Source organism: Nostoc sp., assembly GCF_036917315.1.
Classification (GTDB): Bacteria; Cyanobacteriota; Cyanobacteriia; order Cyanobacteriales; family Nostocaceae; genus Nostoc.
This window is the reverse complement of record NZ_JBALDR010000042.1, coordinates 72,813-88,442: the sequence shown is the minus strand read 5'-3', so window position 1 is coordinate 88,442 and position 15,630 is coordinate 72,813. Positions and strand designations below refer to the sequence as shown.

The window sequence follows — 15,630 nt, the reverse complement described above, 5'->3', positions numbered from 1 at the left end:
GATCAATGCCTCTACTGGATTTTCAAGAACTTATCTAAAGCTGTAACCAGGCTGGGAGGCCAACGCCGGATATTTTTTACCCAGTCGATATCTTTGTAGCGGCTATCAAGTCCATAAGCTGCTACCCAGTTGCTTTCGGCTTCACCTTGTTCTCCACTTACCCAATATGCAGCTGTAAGGGCGGCACGGACATCAGCAAATTTGGAGTATTTACGGGCGATATTTCGCATTTCGCGGATTGCTTGCTCTTTCTGACCAGTTTCATAAAGAGCGAGGGCATAGTTAGCACGGGCAAAGGCAAAATTTGGGGCTATCTCATTAGATTTTTTGTAGTCTGCGATCGCATCATCCCATTTTCCTAAACCTGCTGTAGCATTGCCGCGATTATTATATGCCATCGCATCTTTAGGATCGAGTTCTAGAACACGATTATAATCTGCGATCGCATCGTCCCATTTTCCCATCCCTTCCAACGCCGCCCCCCGATTCAAGTAAGGATCGGTAACATTCGGCGCTAGTTCTATGGCTTTGTTATAATCTGCGATCGCCTCTTGTAACTTATTTTGGCTCACCCGCGAATTTCCCCGGTTACTCCACGCCCCGGCATTCGTGGGAAATTGCTCAATAATCTTTGTCCAATAAGTTTCAGCCGTAGCAAAGTCACCTTGATTCGTCGCTATAAACGCTTGATTTGCCCACTCATCACCTTGTTTTAACTGTTCTTGAGTAATGGGCGGCTGAGATTGTGCCATCACTGGTGTGCCCCAGCCAAACACAAGTAACAGACTGAGAAAAATACCAATCAACTTAATCATCTAGGTTTACCTAATTTATTCTTTGTCATTTGTCATTTGTCATTGAGCATGGGGCAGAGGAATGGAGTTCAAAAGCTCATTAAAGGAGTTCAAAGACTCATTTACGAGTATCTAATGCCCCAATGCCCCTCAAGAGTGCTGAGTGGGTCAGAGGAGAGAATAACTCTTAACTCCTAACTCCTAACTCCCAACTCATTACTCATTACTCATTACTCATTACTCAGCACTGTTTTGCCCAATGTCCATAATTACAATAATGACAACTGTTCATTAGGCGGCGTGAATCCCAAATGCTTATATGCTGCCTTAGTCGCCATTCTGCCACGATGAGTTCTAGTTAAATACCCAATCTGCATCAGGTAAGGTTCGTATACTTCTTCAATTGTTTGAGTATCTTCACCTGTCGCTGCTGCCATTGTTTCTAACCCCACTGGCCCGCCATTAAATTGTTCAATTATTACACTCAGCATCTGGCGATCTGTCCAATCTAAACCGCAAGGATCTACTTGGAATAGTTGCAATGCCTCGGATGCAATGTTTTCATTAATCTCTCCAGATATTTTTACTTCCGCATAATCACGCACTCGTTTAAGTAGCCTATTAGCAATCCGTGGTGTTCCGCGTGAACGACGGGCAATTTCTGTGGCACCATCTTCTGTAATAGGGGTTTTGAGTAATTGAGCGGTTCGCAGTACAATTTGAGTCAGTTCGTCAACTTCGTAAAATCGGAGTTTTTGAATTAAACCAAAGCGATCGCGCAGTGGTGAAGTTAAAGCACCCACGCGGGTTGTAGCTCCCACTAGGGTAAACTTTGATAGCGGCAAACTTCTGATCCGAGCGCTAGAACCCTTACCAATAGTAATATCTAAGCGATAATCTTCCATTGCTGGATAGAGAATTTCCTCTGTCATCCGCGAGAGGCGATGAATTTCATCCACAAATAAGATATCCCCTGGCTTGAGGTTTACCAATAGCCCAACAATATCTCGCGGACGTTCTAAGGCTGGCGCACTGGTAATTTTGTAATTTACCCCCATTTCCGATGCTAGAATCATTGCCATTGTAGTTTTGCCCAATCCCGGCGGCCCATACAGCAGCAAGTGATCCAGTACCTCACCACGAGATTTGGCTGCTTTAATGGCAATATCTAACACATCCTTTAAATCTTTTTGCCCAATGTAATCAGCAAATCGGTGTGGTCGAATACCTTCTTCTTGCTGTTCTTGCTCATCAATAGCAGCTTCAGGCTTCAAAATATTTTCTGTGGATGGTGCTTTCGCCGACTCTCGACGCTGCTTTGGTTCTCCGTTGGGTTCTGGAGGCTGTTTTTTCGAGGAGATTATCGCCATAATTCAGCTATCTACTTTTAAGGGACTAGGGAGTGGGGAGGCAGGGGAGCAGGGGAGGCAGAGGGGCAGGGGAGGCAGGGGAGGCAGGGTGACAAAAGTTAGATCCTTGTCCCCAATTCTCCTTTCCCCTTGTCCTCTTCACCATGCCCAATACCTATGAAAATTTTCGGTTGAGAATACCCGCGCCAATTTAAAATTTAAATTCCGGTCAATTACCCAGAAATACAAAAGTTATTATGTTATCTAAAAGAATCTTACCGTGCTTAGATGTGAAGGCGGGACGAGTTGTAAAAGGAGTTAACTTTGTTAATCTCCAAGATGCAGGCGATCCGGTAGAGCTGGCCAAGGTTTACAACGAAGCCGGTGCTGATGAGTTAGTATTTCTGGATATTACAGCTACTCATGAAGACCGAGCTACAATTTTAGATGTGGTGTACCGCACTGCCGAACAGGTCTTTATTCCATTGACTGTAGGTGGTGGCATTCAATCCTTAGAAAATGTTAAAGCTTTGTTACGAGCGGGCGCAGATAAGGTTAGTATTAATTCTGCGGCAGTGCGGGAACCAGACTTGATTAATCGGGCAAGCGATCGCTTTGGTAATCAGTGCATAGTTGTTGCTATTGATGCCAGACGCAGAAATAACCCGGAAAATCCAGGTTGGGATGTGTATGTGCGAGGTGGCAGGGAAAACACAGGCTTAGATGCTCTACTTTGGGCACAAGAAGTTGAAAAACGGGGGGCCGGAGAACTGCTAGTTACAAGTATGGATGCTGATGGAACCCAAGCTGGATATGACATTGAGATCACACGGGCAATTGCCGATGCTGTAGAAATTCCAGTTATTGCTTCTGGTGGTGCAGGTAATTGTGAACATATCTACACTGCCCTAACTGAAGGCAAAGCTGAAGCCGCATTACTCGCATCACTGTTACATTACGGACAATTAAGCGTAGCAGAAATTAAAAGTTACTTGCGCGATCGCAACGTGCCAGTCAGAACATTATCTTGATCCACCATTTCCCATTTAATGACATCTATCTAAGGTTGGACACACTTCCTGAAAAGGGTGTTAATATTATTTTACAAGTATTAACAAATATTAAGAAATATGTTGCTTCCTATTTTACTTTTTGATGTAGCCCTGGTAGCGTGGTCGCTGCACTTAATGGAAAAAGCCTACGAGAGTAAAGAATTTTCTCTAATGTTGGCTGGTACATTGGTTGCTCTGGCTGCTGCTGCCATGTTAGTAGTTTACTTTTTGATGGGGCATTGTATGACCTATTTGTTGCAAGTATCCTAGAGAGTCCTGAGTGCAAGAGGAGATATTTAAAATTTAGTTTCCAGAAAGCTTGACAAAGTTAATAATAACTAAGTAATTATATATAGCTGATTTTAAGAAGATGTTTTAAAAGCACCAGAAAGTATCATTTTTGCCTTCTGGACTACGGTAAGTACAACGAAAAACTAGGGTTTCGCCATATACTTAAATGCTTGGCTGTGCTAATCATGAGAGCAAAAAACCCTTTTAAAACATCCTCTAAGGGGTCATAGCGCAGTTGGTAGCGCACCTGTACATTCACAAATTAGATGTCGCAATCGATTTCGGCGTTTGAGTAAGGATTATGAGTTGTACACAAAGCTAAGTGAAGCAATAATTTATGGCTCATTGATTCGTCTGATGGTAAAGCGAATGGCACCTTAAGCTTTTCTTGACGAATCAGCTAGCTCCAAGCATAAATATGGCTAACCAAAGCTTATTGATGCATCACTTTTTGAGTTTTACTTTGTGGAGTAATTCATCTTTAATCCGGTTAAGAATTGAAGCCTCATCCAAGTTTGCCAAAATCCGATTAATTACTGCTTTCGGGCCATCAGGCCCCCAAGTTGCGCCATTGGCTAAATAAACTTTGGTAACTTGTCCAATACCGTAAGAAGAAACACCAGCTACTCCTCCTTGGGTAATTGCCACCGATATATAAGGGCCTAGCGCAATGCCACCCGTAGCTGTTGCAGAGATTCCAAGTAAAGTTTTTAATCCACTCAAGCCTAAATTTGCTAACAATTCACTAGCACCGATACCGCCCATACTCAAGGCGATTTTTTGTAGCAATTGTACAGCCCCAGCCTCGGTCATCGAGAAGCCATAGAGTTTAGATAAACCCAAAATCAGAGCAATATCAATTACCACACTACTCAGAATATCTACCACAGTTACAGGATTGAGTGCGATCGCTAATGCCTTAGTCATCACAGCCTTCCAAATCAACTGATTAGCATTCTGTTCCCGAATCATCAGTTTTCGTTCTATCAACTGCTCATTGACGATATCGGCATAAAGCATGGTATTGAGGGCAACCAAGGCTTTACCCTCACGATGCAAAATTTCCAATATTTTCAGCTTCAGTTCCTCGACTTGGGCATTCCCTGTACGCAACTGTATGCCCCTCGTACCATCAGGGCGACGAATCGCCGTCTTCACCAATGGCGATGCCGCAGCCATGACAATTTCTAGAGGTGTGAGTAATTCTCGTACCCTTTCATCCCGGATTTTGTGATAAATTGCCATCCGGTCTGCTTCTGGATACTGATCTACTTTGTTAAATACCAGAATGATCGGTTTACCTGCTTCCCGCAACTGAGAAAGGGCAGCGTATTCTAGCTTTGTCATATCGCCAGATATCACAAATAGAATCAAATCTGCTTGTTTGGCAATCTGTTCAGCTAAGGCGGCGCGGGTTGCACCATCTACTTCATCTAACCCCGGAGTATCAATTAATTCCACCTGCGATTGACCTACACCAGGAAGAGTTACACGCAAAGCCCGTTCAGTTTCCCCAATCATCTCCTCGCTAATACTCCAATTAACTGTTTGGGCAGTACGGGTGACACCGTGCAGGGGCCCAGTTTCAAATACCGTTTGCCCAACCAAAGAATTGAGTAGAGAAGACTTACCACGTCCCACCATGCCAAAAGTCGCAATCTGCACTACCATACGGTCTAACTTTCCCAGCATGGTTTCTAACTCAGCAATTTCCGTCTCTAACCCGGTTTTTTCCTGGGGAGTAAGGTCGAGATTGGCTACCAAGTTTCGCAACGCTGTTTGTGCTTGTTTATAGTTCAGTTCCGTCTGAATGTCTTCAAAACTGAAAATAGCGCTATCCAGTTCTTCCTCCCAGCTGAGAGAATTTGCGTCAGTGTTAGCGGAATCGCTTTGATGAGGTTCAGGCACGGGCAATGTCGAAGTCATATCAATTTGAGATTGGAAATTTGGGATTTTTAAATTAGCCCTGTCTCTTATCCTAGTTATTTTTAACAGAGGTTTGTGCAGATTAGGGAGCAGGGGGGCAGGGAGCGGGGGAGAATAATAAATAACTAATGACCAATGACCAATACTTCGGCTTCGCTCAGTACAAGTGACTAATGGCTAACAAAAAGTCATAAACTGAAAAATGCATCTAAATATAACGCGTTAGGATCTTGACTAAATTACCTGTGCGGAAAATCGTTATTGCCGGCAACTGGAAAATGTTCAAAACCCAGGCAGAAACCCAGGAGTTTTTACAAGGATTTCTGCCCCACTTAGAGGAAACCCCCCAAGGGCGAGAAGTGATATTGTGTCCTCCTTTCACTGATTTAAGTGTTTTGTCCAAGACCTTGCACGGTAGCCTCATCCAACTAGGGGCACAAAATATCCATTGGGAAGAATATGGAGCCTATACGGGTGAGATTTCTGGCCCGATGCTGACAGAAAGCGGTGTACGCTTTGTGATTGTCGGTCATAGCGAACGGCGGCAATACTTTGGAGAAACGGACGCCACCGTTAATCTGCGCCTCCGAACTGCTCAAAGGTTTGGTTTGACTCCAATTCTCTGTGTTGGTGAAAGTAAACAACAACGAGATGCGGGAGAAGCTGAATCACTGATTGCTCTCCAACTCGACAAAGCCTTGGTAGATATCGATCAGGATAATTTGGTGATTGCCTATGAACCGATTTGGGCCATTGGCACTGGTGACACTTGTGAAGTAGAGGAAGCTAATCGAATAATTGGCTTAATTCGTAGCAAGTTGACTAATCCAAATGTATCAATTCAATATGGCGGTTCAGTCAAGCCGAATAATATTGATGAGATTATGGCTCAACCAGAAATTGATGGTGTCCTCGTGGGAGGAGCAAGTCTAGAACCTGAGAGTTTCGCTCGGATTGTGAATTTTAAATCAGTGTGATGTGCTTTTTTCTCGTTCCCATGCAAAGCATGGGAATGCCTAATGTAAATTTATGCCAAGGAACTTGATAATTCGAGGACGCTGTTTCGATTGGGGACAGCGGACTTATTTGATGGGCATTTTAAATGTAACGCCCGATAGCTTTAGTGATGGGGGTGAGTTTAACACTTCCTCTGCCGCTTTAATACAGGCGCAAGCACTAGTGGCTGCTGGTGCTGACATCATCGATGTGGGCGGTCAATCAACTCGACCAGGGGCAAAGCAAATCACTCTGGTGGAGGAACTTGACCGGGTACTATCGGTATTACACGTGCTAAGACCAGAGATTTCAGTCCCGATTTCTGTAGATACAACTCGTGCTGCTGTCGCCAAGGCATCTGTAGAAGTTGGAGCAGATATTATTAATGATATTTCTGGCGGCACTTTGGACTCAGAAATGTTGGCAACAGTCGCAGAGTTAGGTGTACCGATGATTTTAATGCACATCCGGGGGACACCACAGACAATGCAACAACAGACTGATTATCAAGATTTGCTCGGTGAGATTTATAGTTTTTTGGCTCGGCAAATTGACGCAGCAACTGCTGCGGGCATTGATCTGGATAAAATTATTATCGATCCTGGTATTGGTTTTGCTAAAAACTATGAGCAAAATTTAGAAATTTTTCGCGGCTTGCGATCGCTCGCACCACTCAACTGTCCTATCTTGGTAGGAGCATCTCGTAAAAGTTTCATTGGCCGCATTTTAAATCAACCAGATCCCAAAGCACGAGTTTGGGGAACGGCAGCAGCTTGTTGTGCTGCTATTTTTAATGGCGCTGATATCCTCCGAGTTCACGATGTTCAAGAAATGCGCGATGTTTCACTAGTCGCCGATGCCCTATTGAGACAGGCTACACAGCGTGACTCTTAAGTATTCCGTTCTTCGATTTTTTTGCCGTTACCTTCTTGATTTACTGACTCGGCTATCAACTCCTGAAACATTTCACTTGAGTTAGCTGGATCTACAAAGACAATTTTGGCATTACTGCTCTCACCAAGTTTTTGGCTAGCGTCTACGTAATCTTGAGCTACAAGATACCGCAGAATGTCTCTACTATCGGGATTGGAACGGAGAGCTTGGGAAATGATTTGCACTGAAGTCATAGTTCCTTCGGCTTTCCTAATGGCAGCTTCCTTTTGCCCTTCTGCTTCGGTAATCAGTGCCCGTTTTTTGATGACGGCGGCTTGTTCCTCTTCCCTAGACTTTCGGACACTTTCAGGTAGAGTAATTCTCTGAATATCTAACCGGAGAATCTCAACTCCCCAATCTGCCGTTACATGATTCAACTGATCTAAGATAGCTGAGTCCATCTCTGCTCTAGAGACGTTGGTCTGCTCTAGGGTATTTTGGGCAATGATTTCTCGGAGCGTAGTTGTGGTTATCTGTGTTAATGCCCCTTGCAGATCCTCAATCGCGTAAAAGCTTCTCTCGATATCTCGAATGCGCCAGTATACAATAGCATCCACTTCTACGTAAATATTATCTTGGGTGATCACATTCTGAGGTTTGATGTCTGTAAACTGCTCTCGTGTAGTATCTTCCATGACAATCTGATCTACCAAGGGAACAATAAAGTTCAGCCCCGGCTTAAGTTTTCGATGATACCGCCCTAAGCGTTCGACTAAGGCTTCATTTCCTTGATTAATCAGTTTTGCAGAACCTAATGCATAACCTATAAGGGCTAAAACTATAGCAATAATTGGCTCCATGTATGCTCCTATTCAGCTTTGGGGAGAATTTAGTATCAAAGATATGCTACTAGCTTGTCATATCTTTGAGTTTAATGTTTTGAGTCTGTAATTTTATCAACACCAGCAGCGATGTCGAGTCGCTGCATGTTTTGTACATATTCTCTAAGTGAGACTGTTTTGCGGAATGCGATCGCTATTAAAGCACCTTGATAAAACGCTGGCAAGGACTACTTGATGTAATCAACATTACTTGTACTGGCATTTTCGGACAGCCTGAATATAATTTAAGTATATTTACGCAATGTTTTTCCATGAAGGTAAAAATTTGGCAAGTTTTAAAAACACCACTATAATCGGATAAAAATTGGCTTGGGCCATTAAAAATATCAAAATATTATGGGTAGGTTGTTAATCAAACTTATAGGTTTAATTCTACTTTTTACAGGATTATACTTTTTTGGTCAAAACATCATATTTGTTAGCGGTTACTATTCATATTTTTATCGGAGCTTACCTGCTACAGCTTCAGTTTTGGCAACGATGATAGGTATATTTGCATTAGTCTTTTTCCAGAGAGAAACTGGTAACTTGGGATGGATTTTTCTAGGCATTGGCATAGTACTAGTTTTCTTAAGCGGTGGAGTTATTTTAAAGCCTACTAGCTTATGGAATTTTATAATTGCTTTTACAGCATTAGCAACTGGATATAAATTACTAAATGAGGGCAGAATCAACTTTTAAAATCTATTTTCATCATATATCTTAGTAACTAAGATTACATTATTCCCCAGTTCAGAGTACAGTCAAAAAAATTTACTATTATAATTTCTCCATCTTCTTTATTGGTTCTGAGAGTGCATTAGGGCACTTAGATTAACTTTTAGTTAAGTACCGATTTTAAGAGGCAGAAGTACACATAACCCGCTTCAAACGGACGAATAGCCTCTTAATCATGACTTTAGCTCAGAGGGGTTTTACTAAGGTTGAGGGTAATATTAGAATGGAAACTATTGATGATGAGGGAAAGGGAAGAATGACCCAGGTGGTTCTAGGAGAGAACGAAGGAATAGACTCAGCTTTGCGTCGGTTTAAACGTCAGGTTTCCAAAGCTGGGATATTAGCTGATGTAAAATACCATCGGCACTTTGAAACACCAATAGAAAAACGCAAACGTAAGGCAGTAGCAGCTAGACGCACAAGACGTTTTAAATAAACCTATTTGGTGTAATACCGGCGTTGCTTGAGGTTATGACCGAAAACAGGCAATAGCGCTTGCGCCATTATTCATACAAACATTAAGCAAAGTCTGCCGCACCGCTAATTAGGGTGTAAATGAGTTACTTTTCCTATACGTAGAGAGCGTTAGAGACTTTATCTTGGTTAGATGGAGCAAGCTAAAATCGCTGCCCATCAACCAAAATAAGCGCTTTTAAACATCGGTTAGCTTTCTTTAATCGGCTGATAGGATAGTATTCATCCAGCCTTAAGACTCAGAATTATTAATGGTGCGGCTATTACAAACATTCATCGCCTTTTCTACTCCCTGCTTGAGACTTAGTTCAATACACTCAACTACGAACTGAAGTACAAGAGACATCTGCTGATTTTCGGCGGCGGAAAATCGCCCCAGGACATGAGAGATAGCACCAGAATCATCGTTATTAGCTGCATCTTTGGGTTTACCAATACCGATGCGCAAACGGGGAAAGTTTTGGCTACTAAGATGTGCGATCGCACTTTTCATCCCGTTATGTCCCCCAGCTGAACCAGATAAGCGCAAACGAGTTTTTCCCAAGGGCAAATCCATATCGTCATAAATCACCAACACTGACTCAGGCGGCAATTTATACCAACTTGTCACAGCTTGTATTGCTTGTCCTGAGCGATTCATATAAGTTAACGGTTTCAACAAGCGAATCTTGCCTCCACCTGGGGCTATACCCTCGCCATACTCACCCTGAAACTTGCGGTTTTCTGTTAAGGAAATGCGCCAGGAACGAGAGAGAGTTTCTAAAGCAGCAAAACCGATATTATGGCGTGTTTGGTCATACTTAGCTTCTGGATTCCCTAATCCGACGATTAGTTGTGGAATTACCAAAGCTGGTTGCGTAGCAGCTTCTGTCATTTTGCCTACAGTCAATTGATATGCAGCACTCTTCTAGTACAATGTCTAAGCTAGTAATGAAGGGTTTGTAGTAAGCACTTTAGTGCTCAGAAAATAAGGACTAAAGTCCTTACCCTTCGGGTTCGTTAGTCGCTCATGGGGGAAACCCCCAAGACCGCGCTAACTCACTACGAACTTGACAAACTACTAGCTAGGTTGGGATGAACTAGCGGTATCCTGCTCAGATTTAGCAGGGTGGATTTGCTTAGGTTCCAATTCAGCAGTAGTCTTGACAACTTCTTCTAACTGTTCTGCTTCTTTTTGAAACTCGTTTTGAAACTCCTTGGAAGCTTCTTGGAAACTACGAATTGTTTTGCCCACACTCCGACCGATCTCTGGTAGCTTTTTTGGGCCAAAGATTAATAGCGCTACTACCATAATTACAGCCATTTCCGGCAGACCGATACCAAATATATTCATTTTTTGTCTCCTGTAAACTCTAAAACCACTACAGAAACTCACATATATAGTTAGTCTAGTCGGAAATCGCAACTCACAAAAAAACCCGGAAGAACCGGGTGTAACTTAACTTGTTATCCAAACTCGCTCGCTGTGTATGCGTTAGCGTCCTAAACTACGCCAATCGACAAATACATCCTGAACCAACAGTGATTTATTGTAAAGTTGCAGAATAATCAGCAGAAAAACCAAAAATAGCGCCATAAAAACAGCCATAACAGGGGTAGTACCCCAACCTGGAGCCACTTTCCCGTATTCAGAGTTAAGTGGTTTCAGGATATCTCCCAACCTAGTCCTTTGTGCCATAGTTCACCTAAGATTACTTGCCAAAGCTTTTTTTAATCTTCTGTAATATTCTATAAGAATAGCACTCATCATCTATCTCTCAATTATGGAACCCGCAATAGTTCTTAGCATTTCTATGGCTGCCGTGGTGGTTGCCATCACTGGAATTTCGATTTATACCTCCTTTGGCCCTCCTAGCAAGGAATTGAACGATCCGTTTGATGACCACGAAGATTAAAAGAGTCATATCATGTCCGCATAAATTGTTAGTGCGATGTCTACGACGGGCTACGCCTACGCAGACAAGCATTGCTGTTGCTCGTCTGTAAAGGCAACAGTTGCAGACTATTTTAGGATTATCCCGTCCCTGAATCAGTTGTAAAATTTTTACAGCAACCGACAAAGCCAATACCGTTAGTTGCTTTACCCGGACATGATATTATCTATAATTTTGAAGTGCGTTACGGCTTAAGCCGTAACGCACAGTACTTTGGATTGTTTTTTAATTGGAAGTCCCTAATGGGTTGCCACAACCTCTCCTTCAAGACGAACAAGTCGGTCTGCTAAAAGTTTCTCAAGGTCTTCTAGTGCCTTGGTGAAACCTTTAATACCTTCGTCTAGTTTGTCAGTTGCCATACGGTCAGCGGCGTGCATCTTGTCATAACTAGCTTTGTCAATGGATATCTTTTCGATTTCCAAGCTTGCTGCCTTCGCAGGGTCAAGTTTGCGTGGCAGTTCGCCAACGGTTGCTTGCAATTCAGCCAAAAGTGATGGCGAAATGGTCAGCAAGTCACTACCTGCAAGTTCAGTAATTTCACCAAGGTTACGGAAACTAGCTCCCATAACTTCGGTTTTGTAGCCAAATTTCTTGTAGTAGTTGTAGATTTTGGTGACAGACAAAACACCTGGATCTTCGGTTGCTGGGTAGCTATCGCGTCCGGTATCTTTTTTGTACCAGTCAAGAATCCGGCCAACGAAGGGAGAAATTAGAGTAATGCCGGCTTCTGCACAGGCGATCGCTTGGTGAAGACCAAACAACAAGGTAAGGTTACAGTGAATACCTTCTTTTTCAAGAATTTCCGCAGCGCGAATACCTTCCCAAGTGCTGGCGATTTTAATTAAAACGCGATCGCGGCCAACTCCAGCAGCTTTATACTGAGCAATTAAGTCCCGTGCCTTAGTCAGAGTAGCTTCGGTATCGTAGGACAAGCGAGCATCCACTTCCGTAGACACACGACCGGGAATGATTTGCAAAATCTTTAATCCAAAAGCAACTGCCAAACGGTCGAAAGCTAGAGAAACTATCTGTGCTTGGGTGGCTCCGGCTCCAGCATCTTTTTTGGCTTGGAGTAAAGTTTGATCGACAATTCCCTGATATTCTGGCATTTGTGCTGCAGCAGTAATCAACGAAGGATTGGTGGTAGCGTCTTGGGGCTTAAACTTTTCAATTGCCTGGATATCCCCTGTATCTGCGACTACAACAGTCACTTGTCGCAATTGTTCCAGTAAATTCTTAGACATAAAATACTCCGTGATGTTTGTTTAGGATTTACTTATTCCCCAGTTCTTTACACTCTCTACTGTTCCTTCAAATCTGATTCTGGCAATTTTTCTTAATCATTGCCCAATTTTGCTTACTATCTTGAGTCACAGACCTATTCTAGGTGGGTTATGCCGAAATTGGCTGTCCAATGGAATGCACTTTGATTAAGCTAGTTGTGCCCGATTTACCAATTGGAACACCAGAAGTAATAACTACTTTATCGCCCTTGTTTGCTAGACCCATGTCTACAACTGTGTTCACCACATTGGTAAACATCTCTTCAGCATTGTGGACTGGTGGGATCAGCAAAGCTTCCACACCCCAAGAAAGTGCTAGCTGGCGGTAAGCGGTGATGTCGGAGGTTAGGGCAATAATCGGAGAAGTCGGCCGATATTTAGACACCATTCTCGCCGTATTTCCTGATGAAGTATTACAAAGAATTGCCCGTGAGCCTGTTTCATAAGCGATGCGACAGACAGATTCTGCGACAGATTCGGTAACGCTGAGACTGCCAGCTTCATGACACCAAGCATGTTTGCTACCCTCATCGAGAGCTTGTTCTGTCCGCACGGCGATGTTGTGCATCATCTGGACGGCGGCGATGGGATATTGTCCGACAGCTGTTTCACCAGAAAGCATTACCGCGTCTGTTCCATCCAAGATCGAGTTAGCAACATCGGTTGCTTCGGCGCGGGTGGGATCGGGGGCGCTAATCATCGACTCTAGCATTTGGGTGGCTGTAATCACCGGCTTACCAGCACGATTGCAACGGCGAATAATATCTTTTTGAATTAGGGGTACTTCGTGAATCGGCACTTCCACCCCTAAATCGCCACGGGCAATCATAATCGCGTCGGCAACTTTCAGAATGGAGTCAAAGTTTTCTACTGCCTCCGATCTTTCGATTTTGGCAATTAAGCGGATCGAAGCGCCGGCGGCTTCAATCATCCGTCTGGCGGGTTCTAAGTCTTGTGGCGATCGCACGAAGGATACCGCCACCCAGTCTACACCCAACTGAATCCCAAAACGCAAATCCAGCAAGTCTTTTTCGGTGATCGAACTTACAGGTAAAGGAGTTTGAGGCAAGTTTACTCCTTTGTGCGTAGAAATTAACCCGCCATTTTTCACTTGGGCCCGAATGCGATCGGCATCGCGATCGGTAACTATCAACTTGACACGACCATCATTAATCAAAATCGGTTCGCCAGGTCGCACCATTGCAAATAAAGTCGGCAATGGTAAGGGTAGTTCGTCAATACTCTCACCCTTTTCTTGCAAAACAAAGGTAACTTCAGTACCAGCTTCCAGATTTAACCCTTCCGGTGGTAAAGTTCCCAAGCGAATTTTGGGGCCACATAAGTCTTGCATAATGGCGATCGGTTTTTGCAGCTCAGTACTAATCTGCCTGAGATAGTGAGCCGTTTGGGCGTGGAATTCATAAGCTCCGTGGGAAAAATTCAGCCGTGCCACATTCATTCCAGCTTTTACCAAGGCTTGCAGCTTTTCAGGTGCAGATGTAGCCGGGCCAACAGTACAAATGATTTTGGTTCGACGCATAGGGATTGGGGGTTGAGGAGTAACCTGCAAATTTGGATGCTTTGAGCGAGCGCACAAAACATCCAAATTCACACGTGCTTCATATCACTGGCTTGCTAAATAAAAATACTAGATTCCGTTTTATTTTCGGAGTATTTACCATTTGACCCAAATCCCAAAAGTCAAGGGTCAAAAGTCAAGGGTCAAAAGTTAATGACCAATGACAAATGACCAATGACAAATGACTAATCAAACCACAGCCGCTATCGGGGCGAGTTTTTCCTTCTGTGACATAGACAACATCAGGTCAATCACACGATTTGAGTAGCCCCACTCGTTGTCATACCAAGCAATTACCTTGAAGAAGTTTGAATTCAACTCAATCCCAGCACCTGCATCGAAGATGCTGGAATGAGTATCACCTTGAAAATCTGTAGAAACTACTTCTTCATCTGTGTAGCCCAAGATACCCTTTAGGGAACCTGCGGCAGCCTCCTTCATAGCAGCACAGATTTCCTTATAACTGGTGGCTTTGGCTGTTTTGAAAGTTAAATCAACTACAGAGACATCGGGAGTCGGAACTCGTAATGCCATCCCAGTTAACCTGCCCTTCAATTCTGGCAAAACCAATGCTACGGCTTTCGCTGCGCCTGTGGAGGAGGGAATAATATTTTGGGATGCACCTCGACCACCCCGCCAGTCTTTCTTGCTGGGGCCGTCTACAGTTGGCTGAGTGGCAGTCATGGCATGGACTGTAGTCATCAACCCTTCAGTCAACCCAAAGTTGTCATTAATGACCTTAGCAATGGGAGCTAGACAGTTCGTAGTGCAGCTAGCATTGGAAACAATGATATCCTTGCTAGGGTCAAATAGGTGATGATTGACACCCATTAACAGGGTAGTAACTCTATCTGGATCTTTGGTGGGAGCTGAAATTACCACTCGCTTTGCACCTGCCTTCAGGTGGTTTGCAGCTCCTTCATAGTCAGTGAAGAGTCCAGTCGCTTCCACGACATAATCTGCACTTAATTTTCCCCAAGGTAACTCTGCTGGATTCCTCACCGACACACAAGGAATGAAATGTCCGTCAATCAGGATGCCGTCTTCCTTGGCTTCAACCTTCTGCTTTAATTTACCGTGGGTTGAATCGTACTTTAATAGATAAGCGAGGTTATCTGGTGGTACTAGATCGTTAATACCCACAAACTCAATGTTGGGATTATCGATGCCAGCGCGAAGTACAAGTCGCCCGATTCGACCGAAGCCATTGATACCAACTTTTAATTTAGTCAAGATTAAACCTCCCGTTGTGGAAAGTTGAACAAAAGGAGAAAGTTAAAAGTCAAAATAGATTGCCTTTTACTCTTTACTCTTTGATCCTGACAGTCTCAGTCGGCTAAGGCATATTTACTTGGCATATTTTAAGGATTGGGCATTAGAAAAGGCAGAGGGGAATAAACTTACTGCAACTTCTCCTCTGCTCCCTTGCTCCCCTGCTCCTCTGCTCCTCTGCTCCTCTG

18 protein-coding genes and 1 pseudogene are annotated in these 15,630 nt (G+C 43.6%); 8 read left to right on the top strand and 11 right to left on the bottom strand.

Going from position 1 to position 15,630, the window contains the following annotated elements; genetic code table 11:
* Window positions 1–11: 11 nt before the first annotated feature.
* Window positions 12–815 (bottom strand): tetratricopeptide repeat protein, encoded by an 804-nt coding sequence (locus V7K84_RS18575; RefSeq protein ID WP_334840138.1) that lies wholly within the window; start codon window positions 813–815, stop codon window positions 12–14.
* 248 nt (window positions 816–1,063) lie between these two features.
* Window positions 1,064–2,164, bottom strand: a complete 1,101-nt coding sequence (gene ruvB, locus V7K84_RS18570; RefSeq protein WP_334840136.1) for a Holliday junction branch migration DNA helicase RuvB — start codon at window positions 2,162–2,164, stop codon at window positions 1,064–1,066.
* Window positions 2,165–2,400: 236 nt separating this feature from the next.
* On the opposite strand from ruvB, the gene hisF reads away from it, so the two are divergent.
* From hisF to V7K84_RS18555, 3 genes and pseudogenes are all read left to right on the top strand, one after another.
* Complete coding sequence (hisF, locus tag V7K84_RS18565; RefSeq protein ID WP_334840134.1) at window positions 2,401–3,174, top strand: imidazole glycerol phosphate synthase subunit HisF; 774 nt, start codon at window positions 2,401–2,403, stop codon at window positions 3,172–3,174.
* Window positions 3,175–3,273: 99 nt separating this feature from the next.
* A complete protein-coding gene (locus V7K84_RS18560; RefSeq protein WP_094348875.1) occupies window positions 3,274–3,465 on the top strand; it encodes a hypothetical protein in 192 nt (63 codons plus the stop codon).
* Window positions 3,466–3,759: 294 nt separating this feature from the next.
* A pseudogene (locus tag V7K84_RS18555) lies at window positions 3,760–3,867 on the top strand (IS5/IS1182 family transposase); the annotation flags it as partial.
* Window positions 3,868–3,930: 63 nt separating this feature from the next.
* Here the strand turns inward: V7K84_RS18555 and V7K84_RS18550 are convergent.
* Window positions 3,931–5,412: a GTP-binding protein gene (locus V7K84_RS18550; RefSeq protein WP_334840133.1), complete on the bottom strand. Its 1,482-nt coding sequence runs from the start codon at window positions 5,410–5,412 to the stop codon at window positions 3,931–3,933.
* Window positions 5,413–5,657: 245 nt separating this feature from the next.
* Here V7K84_RS18550 and tpiA point away from each other — a divergent pair, with 245 nt between their 5' ends.
* Together tpiA and folP are read left to right on the top strand one after the other, a co-directional pair.
* Window positions 5,658–6,389 carry a triose-phosphate isomerase gene (gene tpiA / locus V7K84_RS18545; RefSeq protein ID WP_334840349.1) on the top strand — a complete coding sequence of 244 codons (732 nt, stop codon included), beginning with the start codon at window positions 5,658–5,660 and terminating at the stop codon, window positions 6,387–6,389.
* A 52-nt stretch (window positions 6,390–6,441) separates the two neighbouring features.
* Entirely contained in the window at window positions 6,442–7,302 is an 861-nt protein-coding gene (folP, locus tag V7K84_RS18540; protein WP_334840132.1) for a dihydropteroate synthase, read from the top strand.
* Here folP and V7K84_RS18535 read toward each other — a convergent pair.
* Together V7K84_RS18535 and V7K84_RS18530 are read right to left on the bottom strand one after the other, a co-directional pair.
* Window positions 7,299–8,141: an SPFH domain-containing protein gene (locus V7K84_RS18535; protein ID WP_334840131.1), complete on the bottom strand. Its 843-nt coding sequence runs from the start codon at window positions 8,139–8,141 to the stop codon at window positions 7,299–7,301. The two genes, folP and V7K84_RS18535, sit on opposite strands and share 4 nt — an antisense overlap.
* Before the next feature lie 71 nt (window positions 8,142–8,212).
* The gene (locus V7K84_RS18530) at window positions 8,213–8,347 is read right to left on the bottom strand and encodes a hypothetical protein (RefSeq protein ID WP_334840130.1); all 135 of its coding nucleotides are present in this window, start codon (window positions 8,345–8,347) and stop codon (window positions 8,213–8,215) included.
* 172 nt (window positions 8,348–8,519) lie between these two features.
* Between V7K84_RS18530 and V7K84_RS18525 the strand changes: the two genes are divergently transcribed.
* A complete protein-coding gene (locus V7K84_RS18525; RefSeq protein ID WP_104905479.1) occupies window positions 8,520–8,864 on the top strand; it encodes a hypothetical protein in 345 nt (114 codons plus the stop codon).
* A 292-nt stretch (window positions 8,865–9,156) separates the two neighbouring features.
* Window positions 9,157–9,336, top strand: a complete 180-nt coding sequence (gene rpsU / locus V7K84_RS18520) for a 30S ribosomal protein S21 (protein ID WP_069073049.1) — start codon at window positions 9,157–9,159, stop codon at window positions 9,334–9,336.
* Between the two features lie 270 nt (window positions 9,337–9,606).
* Here the strand turns inward: rpsU and pth are convergent, their stop codons facing one another.
* From pth to psbH, 3 genes are all read right to left on the bottom strand, one after another.
* Complete coding sequence (gene pth / locus V7K84_RS18515; protein ID WP_334840128.1) at window positions 9,607–10,248, bottom strand: aminoacyl-tRNA hydrolase; 642 nt, start codon at window positions 10,246–10,248, stop codon at window positions 9,607–9,609.
* 186 nt (window positions 10,249–10,434) lie between these two features.
* A complete protein-coding gene (locus tag V7K84_RS18510; RefSeq protein ID WP_099103129.1) occupies window positions 10,435–10,707 on the bottom strand; it encodes a TatA/E family twin arginine-targeting protein translocase in 273 nt (90 codons plus the stop codon).
* A 141-nt stretch (window positions 10,708–10,848) separates the two neighbouring features.
* Entirely contained in the window at window positions 10,849–11,052 is a 204-nt protein-coding gene (psbH, locus tag V7K84_RS18505; RefSeq protein WP_194046672.1) for a photosystem II reaction center phosphoprotein PsbH, read from the bottom strand.
* An 85-nt stretch (window positions 11,053–11,137) separates the two neighbouring features.
* Between psbH and psbN the strand changes: the two genes are divergently transcribed.
* Window positions 11,138–11,269, top strand: coding sequence for a photosystem II reaction center protein PsbN (psbN, locus tag V7K84_RS18500; protein ID WP_012410654.1), 132 nt, complete (start codon window positions 11,138–11,140; stop codon window positions 11,267–11,269).
* Between the two features lie 278 nt (window positions 11,270–11,547).
* Here psbN and V7K84_RS18495 read toward each other — a convergent pair whose 3' ends face one another.
* The 3 genes from V7K84_RS18495 to gap form a co-directional block, all read right to left on the bottom strand.
* Window positions 11,548–12,552 (bottom strand): transaldolase, encoded by a 1,005-nt coding sequence (locus tag V7K84_RS18495; protein WP_334840126.1) that lies wholly within the window; start codon window positions 12,550–12,552, stop codon window positions 11,548–11,550.
* A gap of 148 nt (window positions 12,553–12,700) precedes the next feature.
* Entirely contained in the window at window positions 12,701–14,131 is a 1,431-nt protein-coding gene (pyk, locus tag V7K84_RS18490) for a pyruvate kinase (RefSeq protein WP_334840124.1), read from the bottom strand.
* A gap of 228 nt (window positions 14,132–14,359) precedes the next feature.
* Window positions 14,360–15,403 carry a type I glyceraldehyde-3-phosphate dehydrogenase gene (gene gap / locus V7K84_RS18485; RefSeq protein WP_334840122.1) on the bottom strand — a complete coding sequence of 348 codons (1,044 nt, stop codon included), beginning with the start codon at window positions 15,401–15,403 and terminating at the stop codon, window positions 14,360–14,362.
* Window positions 15,404–15,630 lie beyond the last annotated feature (227 nt).

Coding starts and splice junctions, on each gene's coding strand:
- ruvB (WP_334840136.1), bottom strand. CDS start 2,164: ATGGCGATAATCTCCTCGAAAAAACAGCCTCCAGAACCCAACGGAGAA.
- V7K84_RS18525 (WP_104905479.1), top strand. CDS start 8,520: ATGGGTAGGTTGTTAATCAAACTTATAGGTTTAATTCTACTTTTTACA.
- V7K84_RS18495 (WP_334840126.1), bottom strand. CDS start 12,552: ATGTCTAAGAATTTACTGGAACAATTGCGACAAGTGACTGTTGTAGTC.
- pyk (WP_334840124.1), bottom strand. CDS start 14,131: ATGCGTCGAACCAAAATCATTTGTACTGTTGGCCCGGCTACATCTGCA.
- folP (WP_334840132.1), top strand. CDS start 6,442: ATGCCAAGGAACTTGATAATTCGAGGACGCTGTTTCGATTGGGGACAG.
- V7K84_RS18575 (WP_334840138.1), bottom strand. CDS start 815: ATGATTAAGTTGATTGGTATTTTTCTCAGTCTGTTACTTGTGTTTGGC.
- pth (WP_334840128.1), bottom strand. CDS start 10,248: ATGACAGAAGCTGCTACGCAACCAGCTTTGGTAATTCCACAACTAATC.
- hisF (WP_334840134.1), top strand. CDS start 2,401: ATGTTATCTAAAAGAATCTTACCGTGCTTAGATGTGAAGGCGGGACGA.
- psbN (WP_012410654.1), top strand. CDS start 11,138: ATGGAACCCGCAATAGTTCTTAGCATTTCTATGGCTGCCGTGGTGGTT.
- rpsU (WP_069073049.1), top strand. CDS start 9,157: ATGACCCAGGTGGTTCTAGGAGAGAACGAAGGAATAGACTCAGCTTTG.
- V7K84_RS18560 (WP_094348875.1), top strand. CDS start 3,274: ATGTTGCTTCCTATTTTACTTTTTGATGTAGCCCTGGTAGCGTGGTCG.
- V7K84_RS18535 (WP_334840131.1), bottom strand. CDS start 8,141: ATGGAGCCAATTATTGCTATAGTTTTAGCCCTTATAGGTTATGCATTA.
- V7K84_RS18550 (WP_334840133.1), bottom strand. CDS start 5,412: ATGACTTCGACATTGCCCGTGCCTGAACCTCATCAAAGCGATTCCGCT.
- psbH (WP_194046672.1), bottom strand. CDS start 11,052: ATGGCACAAAGGACTAGGTTGGGAGATATCCTGAAACCACTTAACTCT.
- V7K84_RS18510 (WP_099103129.1), bottom strand. CDS start 10,707: ATGAATATATTTGGTATCGGTCTGCCGGAAATGGCTGTAATTATGGTA.